The organism is Sphingomonas sp. 8AM (genome assembly GCF_902506455.1).
In the GTDB taxonomy this organism is placed as follows: domain Bacteria; phylum Pseudomonadota; class Alphaproteobacteria; order Sphingomonadales; family Sphingomonadaceae; genus Sphingomonas.
On the sequence record NZ_LR733855.1, the window covers coordinates 1 to 7,203 of the forward strand.

Genomic DNA, 7,203 nt, shown 5'->3' on the forward strand with positions numbered 1-7,203 from the left:
TGGGCGGGCTGCTCGGGCTACCGGGGCGCGCGACCGGCGGGCCGGTCAGTCCCGGGCGTGCCTATCTGGTCGGCGAGCGCGGGCCGGAGGTGTTCGTGCCGACGACCAGCGGACAGGTGGCGGTGTCGGGCGGCGGCGCGCGCGACGTGCGGGTGGCAATCACGATCAATGCCGGTGGCGCCGCGGCACCCGAGGCGATGGCGCGATCAAGCCGGCAGGTGGCGCGGGCGGTGCGTGCGGCGCTGATGGAGGCGGAATGATGGGCTTCTGGCTGACCGAGGCACGGGCCGGGCAGGCAACGGGCGTGATGACGCGCTTCGACCCCGTTTACTGGACGGTCGACTTTCCGCGCCCGATGATGGCGGCGGTGACGACGATCGCGCCGGATGCGCTGCGCGTCGATGCGGTGTTCTACAACCGCGACGATCTGGCCGGGCTGATCTGGGAGAGCGCGGACCGGCACGACCATCCGCTGCTGCGCTATGACACGGCGCGCGATTATCGCGGGTGCCGCTTGTCGTTCCGGTGGCAGTCGGCGGGTGTGCTGGCGCTCGACGCGGTCAACGGGCCGGTGCTGACGATCGAGGGGCGCGATGCCGGGGGGCGGGCGCGGTCATGGTACGTGCGGCTGTGGAATTATGCGCGCGGCACGCCCGAGGATGCGCGCGTCACGATCGACTTCGCAACGCTCGACGGCGGGTTCGTGCTGCCCGGCGAGCGCGATCCGGTGTGGGCGGGCGATATCGACCGGATGTTCGTGTCGCTGGTCGCGCCGGGCTTTGACGTCGCGGGCGGGGCGCTGCCGCAGCCGGCCGAGGCGTGGGTCGAGCTGAGCGATATCGCCTGCGATGGCGCGGGGGCGGTGGTCGCGGTCGGCGACGTGGTGCTGCCCGAGCACGATCTGCGGATCGCAAGCGGCTACGACGACAGTTATCATCTGACCCCTGCGCGGTTGCTCCGCAACGCGCTGCAGCTCGGCTATCGCGGGGCGATCGTCCATTATGTCGGCATGAGCCACTATTTCCGCCTGAGCGGCGGAATGGTGGCTGGCACGCTCAACGTCGCCTGCGCGGCGTGGCACCGCGACTTCGCGACGCGGGCGAAAGCGCTCGGCTATGACGTGATCTGGTCGCTGTCCTACGAATTGTTCGACGCGCATTGCCCGGCGGCGTGGAAGCAGCGCGCGGCGGACAGATCGCCGGCGCTGACCGGATGGACGCCGCCGTCGACGCTGCTTTCGCCCGCCCATGCGGGGGCGATGGCATATCTGCGCGGCGTCGCGGTGGCGTTCGTCGCGATCGGCACGGGGGCGGGGCTCGCGCCGCGCTTCCAGATCGGCGAGCCGTGGTGGTGGGTGCTGCCGGACGGTCGACCCTGTCTGTATGACGACGGCGCGAAGGCGGCGTTCGCGCCGGTCGCGATCGCGGACGTGCGCGGCACGCTGGATGCGGCGCAGGGCGCGACGCTCGATCGTGCAGGGGCGGCGCTGGCCGCGTCGACCGCGGCGCTGACGGCGGCAGTGAAGGCAGCGGCGCCAGGGTGCGTTACCTATCTCCTCGCCTATCTGCCGACCGTGCTCGACAGCGCTGCGCCCGAGATCCGGCGGATGAATCTGCCGACCGGCTGGGCGGCGCCGGCGTTCGATGTCCTTCAGCGGGAGGATTACGCGTGGGTGACCGCCGGGGACACCGGCGCGAGCGCGCGTGGCGCTGCCGCGGTGACGCAACGGCTCGGCTATCCGGTCGGGCAGCAGGAGTATCTCGCCGGGTTCGTGCTGCGTGCCGAGGATCGCGCGCAATGGCGCATGATCGTCGCGGCGGCGGGGGCGGCAAGGGCGCGTGAGGCGGCGGGCGTCTATCTGTGGGCGCTGCCGCAGGTGCTGCGCGACGGGCTCGTCTATTGGCAGGAGGAGGATGCGGTGGAAGCTTTCGACGACGTGATGTTCCCGCTCGCGCTGGGCCGTGAGGCGGAAGTGACCCCGACCTTCTCGACGGGGGTGACGACCAGCGCGGGCGGGCGCGAGACGCGCCGGGTCGCGTGGGCGGAGGCGCGTACCCGCTACGATGTCGGGCCCGGGGTGCGCAGCGAGACGGACGTCGCGACGTTGCTGGCATTCTATCGCGCACGGCTGGGCGCGGCGCGCGGGTTCCGGTTGCGCGATCCGTTCGACTGGCGTGCGAGCGGCGAAACGATCGGGACCGGCGACGGCGTCACGCGGCAATTCGCGCTGGTGCGGCGCTACGATGCGGCGACACGGAGGATCACGCGGCCGGTGGCGGGGAGCGTGCGCGTGACGGTCGGCGGTGTGACGACGACCGCGTTCACGCTGGCGCCGGGCGGGATCGTGACGCTCGACGCCGCACCTGCGCAGGGGGCGGTGGTGGCGGCCGCGTTCGACTTCGACGTGCCGGTGCGCTTTGCGGAGGATCATCTGAGCGTGACCCGTGCGACCTATCTGGCCGGCGCTGCGCCGTCGGTGCCGCTGATCGAGGTACGCGAGGCATGAGCGACCGGCTGGTGACGCAGGCGCTGTGCTGGCGGGTCGAGCGGCGCGACGGCGTGATGCTGGCGCTGACCGATCACGACCGTGACCTGACGATCGACGGCGTGACCTACCGCGCTGCGCCGGGGATGGTGCCGTCGGCGATCGTGCGCGGTGAAGGGCTGGCCGCCGATACGATGGAGGTGACCGGCGCGCTGGGTGCCGGCGCGTTCCGGCGCGACGATCTGCTCGCCGGGCGCTGGGATGCGGCGCGGGTGGCGATCTTCGCGACCGACTGGAGCGACCCCGTGGCGCCGGCGGTGCCGCTGGGCGAGGGCCGGATTGGCGAGGTGGAGCTGACCGACCGCGGCTTCACCGCCGAGCTGCGCGGGGTACAGGCGCAGCTGGAGCGGCCGGCGAGCGAGGCGACGTCGCCGGCATGCCGCGCGACGCTGGGCGATGCGCGCTGCCGGGTCGCGATGGCGACGCGGCGGCGATTCGCGCGGGTGGTGGCTTCCGCAGGGGTGGAGGTGACGCTCGATGCGGTCGAGCCGGCCAGCAATGCTTACGGCGAGGGTGTGCTGCGGTGGTTCGGCGGCGCGAACACGGGGCTGACGGGCGCCATCGAGCGCTCGGCCGGGGCGGTGCTCACGCTGCGGGCCGCGCCGGTGTTTGCCGGCGACAACGGCGTGCTGGTCGAGGTGGTCGAGGGCTGCGATCGGCGGCTGACGACATGCGCGTCGCGGTTCGGCAATGTCGCGAACTTCCGTGGCGAGCCGCATCTGCCGGGCGTCGACCTGCTGACCCGCTTCCCCGGCGCATGACGGCGGGCGAGCGGGTGCTCGCCGCCGCACGCACGCTGGTGGGGGTGCGGTTCCGGGCGCAGGGAAGAGACCCGGCGCTGGGCCTCGATTGCGTCGGTCTGGTGGCGGTGGCGCTCTGTCGTGCGGGCGCAGCGGTGACGGTGCCGCGCGACTATGCGGTGGCGCGCGGTCGCCTGCCGGCGGGGGCGGTGCCGGCGGCGCTGCAGCCGTGCGACGGCGCTGCGCCGGGGGACGTGTTGCTGTGCCGGGTGGCGACGACGCAGCTCCATCTGGCGGTGCGGGCCGACGACGGGATCATCCATGCCGATGCGCTGGTGCGGCGCGTGGTTGCACGCCCGGGTGCGGTGCCGTGGCCGATCGAGGGAGCGTGGCGCTGGACGCCGCAGGGAGAGTGAGATGGCGACATTGGTGTTGACGACGGTCGGCGGCGCGATCGGGGGACCGGCCGGCGCGGCGATCGGCGGCGTGCTGGGGCATGCCGTCGATCGCGGCGTGCTCGCCCCGTCGCCGCGGCGTACGGGCGCGCGGCTGAGCGACCTGAAGGTGCAGACTTCCTCCTATGGCGCGCCGCTTCCGCAGATCTTCGGGACGATGCGCGTCGCCGGATGCGTGATCTGGGCCGCCGACCTGATCGAGACGCGCAGCGTGTCGCGCGGCGGCAAGGGGCGTCCGGGCGTCGAAGGCTATCGCTATGCCGCGTCGTTTGCGGTGGCGCTGTCGGCGCGACCGGTCGCGGCGATCGGACGGGTCTGGGCGGATGGACAGCTGGTGCGCGGCGCCGCGGGCGACTGGAAGCTGCCGGTCACGATGCGGCTGTATCATGGCGACGAGGCGCAAACCGCCGACCCGCTGATCGCCGCGCTCGAAACACAGGCGCCGGCGTATCGCGGCATCGCCTATGCGGTGTTCGAGAACCTGCCACTGGAGGCGTTCGGCAGTCGCATCCCGTCGCTGAGTTTCGAGGTGATCGGCGATGCAACTCCGCCGACGATCGGGGCGGTGGCGGCGGCACTGGGCGCAGGCGCGGTAACGGGCGCCGGGCCGCAGGCGCGGCTGCCCGGCTATGCGACCGGCGCGGAAAGCGTGGCGGACGCGCTGACGTTGCTGGCAGCGATCGCGGGCGGCTGGTGGGTGCCCGCGGGTGCGGCGTTGCGGCTGGCGGATGCACCGGGCGCAGCGGTGCCGATCGCCGCGGACGCGGAGCTGACCGAACGGCGGCTGCCGATCGAGACGGTGCCGCAGCGGGTGCGGCTCGCCTGCTACGATCCGGCGCGCGATTACCAGATCGGCGTGCAGCAGGCGGCGCGCCCCGGCGGCGGCTGGCGAGAGGACGCGCAGGAGCTGCCCGTTGCGCTCGATGCGGCGCAGGCGAGGGGTTTGGCGCAAGCGCTGTTGAAGCGCGCCGAGCGTGCGCGGGTGACCCGCCGCGTGACGCTGGACGCAACCGCGATCGGCATCGCGCCCGGCGATGCGCTGCGCGCCCCGGGCGAGCGCGCAACGTGGCGGGTGACGCGCGTCGAGGCGAGCGGTGACGGCGTGACGCTGTGGCTGGCAGCGCCGGAAGACGCGACGCCGGCCTTGCCCGCCGACGCCGGTCGCGTGCTCGCCGCGCCCGACCGTCCGCTGGCCGCGACGTGGCTGGTCGCCGCCGAACTGCCGCCGCTCGACGACGGGCGTGGCGAGACGCTGCGCCTGGCGGTCTTCGCGAACGGTACGGCGCCGGGATGGCGCGGCGCCGCGCTGCTGATGAGCGACGACGGGACCGCGACGTGGGAGGATGCCGGCGGCACGACCGGCGCGGCGGTGGTGGGGCGGCTGGTATCGCGCGTGCCGGCGGGATCTGCGTGGCTCGTCGATCGCCGCGCGACGCTGGAGGTCGAGATGGCGCATGACGCGCTGACGTTGCTGTCGATCGACGATGCTGCGCTGGACCGCGGCGGCAATCTCGCGTTGCTCGGTGACGAGCTGATCCAGTTCCGGGATGCCGCGCAGATCGCACCGACGCGCTGGCGGCTGTCGACCCTGCTGCGCGGGCGACGGGGAACCCTGACGCCGCCGCATGACGCCGGCGCGGCGTTCGCGCTGGTCGGGCGCGGCGGTTTCGCGACGATCACGCTGCCGCGCGCGCAGCCGGGCGATACGATCCGGCTGCTGGCGAGCGGGGCCGGTGACCCGCAGCCGGTAGCGGCAAGCGTCGTGGCGAGCGGGATCTCGCTGGCTCCGCCCGCGCCGGTGCGCGTGCGTGCGCGCCGGCGCGCCGACGGCGGCCTCGACCTGCGCTGGGTGCGGCGGAGTCGGCTCGGCTGGCGGTGGCGCGACGACGGCGACGCACCGCTCGGCGAGGAACGGGAACGCTATCGCGTGACGATCGGCGAGGGCGCAGCGGCACGGGTGATCGAGAGCGACGGGCCCGCGGTAACCGTCCCGGTCGCCGTCGTGCCGGTTGGCGCGACGGCGGTGGCGGTCCGCCAGCTCGGCACGTTTGCCGCGTCGGCGGCGGCGACCGGCTTGATCGAGGGAGAAAGTTGATGACCGACGAGGATAGCGCCCGGCTCGGGCTGCCGATGCTGGCGGCGGGACAGGCGCAGAAGGAAATGTGGCACAACGAGGCGCTGGCGCTGCTCGATCTGGCGGTGCAGGCGACGGTCGAGGACGTCGGCCGCAACGCGCCGCCCGGAACGGCGCAGCCCGGACAATGCTGGATCGTCGGCGCGACGCCGACCGGCGCCTGGAGCGGGAACGCCGGCGCGATCGCCGGCTGGACTGCGGGCGGATGGCGTTTCGTCGCGCCGCGCGCCGGGTTGCGTGCCCGCCACCTGCCGACGGGGCAAAGCGCGGTGTGTGACGGAAGTGGCTGGCGGATCGGCGAAGTGAACGTCTCCAGCCTTCTGGTTTCGGGTCAGCAGGTCGTCGGCGCCCGCGCAGCGTCGATCACCGTGCCCACCGGCGGCACGGTGATTGACGCGGAACTTCGTGCCTGCGTCGAAACGATCTTGATTATGTTGCGAAAGCATGGACTTATCGCGACTTGAACAGCGTTCTTACCGCGTCCCTACTGTGGCAATTGCGTCACACCAGGCGGTATTTGTCGACTTGTGACGAAACCATCCTTTCGATAGTGAGTTTGCGCTGTCCGTAGTGACACCATGGAAAGGGGATTATGATGCGTAAGCTAGCCATGATCATGGCGCTTGCCTCCACCGCCCTCGCCACGCCCGCGCTCGCGCGCGACAAGGCGTGGTATGTAGGCGTTGAAGGCGGTGCGATGATCGTCGAGGATATCGACTGGAGCGTTGTTGGCGCCGGTACGAACGCTTCGACCCGCAGCGGCACCGCCACTGTCGATCACGACTATGGCTGGGATGTCGACGGCGTCGTCGGTTACGATTTCGGTGCGTTCCGCCTCGAAACCGAAGCCGGTTATCGTCGCGCGAGCATCGACAGCCTCCGCACGACCGCGGGCGTTCCGCTCAGCGGTTCGACGCAGGCGAACCCGGGCACCTATGATGGCGTCGGCGGCCGTACCTCGGCGCTGAGCTTCATGGTCAACGGTTTGCTCGACTTCGGCGAAGACGACGGCCTTCAGGGCTTCGTCGGCGGCGGTGCCGGTGTGGCCCGCGTCCAGGCACGTGCCTCGGCACCCAACGCTTATCGCTTCCTCGATGACTCGGACACCGTCTTCGCCTGGCAGGCGCTGGCCGGTATCCGTGCACCGCTGAGCGAGAACGTCGACGTTTCGCTGAAGTATCGCTTCTTCAACGCCGACAACGTCAAGTTGTTCGACGCACGTGGCAGCTCGTACGACGGTCGTTTCCGTTCGCACAGCCTGCTGGGTGGCGTGACGTACAACTTCGGCGCACCGGAGGAAGCGGCTCCGCCGCCGCCGCCGCCGCCGCC

General features: G+C 72.1%; 6 protein-coding genes and 1 pseudogene. All 7 read left to right on the forward strand.

The window, feature by feature from the left end:
• Positions 1-260 (forward strand): annotated as a pseudogene (locus BACI71_RS17630) (tail tape measure protein); the annotation flags it as partial.
• Entirely contained in the window at positions 260-2,506 is a 2,247-nt protein-coding gene (locus BACI71_RS17635; RefSeq protein WP_159761517.1) for a DUF2460 domain-containing protein, read from the forward strand. The pseudogene BACI71_RS17630 and the gene BACI71_RS17635, both read left to right, overlap by 1 nt.
• On the forward strand, positions 2,503-3,306 hold the full coding sequence (locus tag BACI71_RS17640) for a DUF2163 domain-containing protein (RefSeq protein WP_159761512.1): 804 nt from the start codon (positions 2,503-2,505) through the stop codon (positions 3,304-3,306). The genes BACI71_RS17635 and BACI71_RS17640 overlap by 4 nt, the downstream gene beginning before the upstream one ends.
• Complete coding sequence (locus BACI71_RS17645; protein ID WP_159761513.1) at positions 3,303-3,701, forward strand: peptidoglycan endopeptidase; 399 nt, start codon at positions 3,303-3,305, stop codon at positions 3,699-3,701. The genes BACI71_RS17640 and BACI71_RS17645 overlap by 4 nt, the downstream gene beginning before the upstream one ends.
• Position 3,702: 1 nt before the next feature.
• Positions 3,703-5,835 carry a phage tail protein gene (locus BACI71_RS17650; protein WP_159761514.1) on the forward strand — a complete coding sequence of 711 codons (2,133 nt, stop codon included), beginning with the start codon at positions 3,703-3,705 and terminating at the stop codon, positions 5,833-5,835.
• On the forward strand, positions 5,835-6,338 hold the full coding sequence (locus BACI71_RS17655) for a DUF2793 domain-containing protein (RefSeq protein ID WP_159761515.1): 504 nt from the start codon (positions 5,835-5,837) through the stop codon (positions 6,336-6,338). The genes BACI71_RS17650 and BACI71_RS17655 overlap by 1 nt, the downstream gene beginning before the upstream one ends.
• A 131-nt stretch (positions 6,339-6,469) precedes the next feature.
• Positions 6,470-7,203: outer membrane protein (locus BACI71_RS17660; RefSeq protein ID WP_159761516.1), on the forward strand; the 734-nt coding region annotated here is incomplete at its 3' end.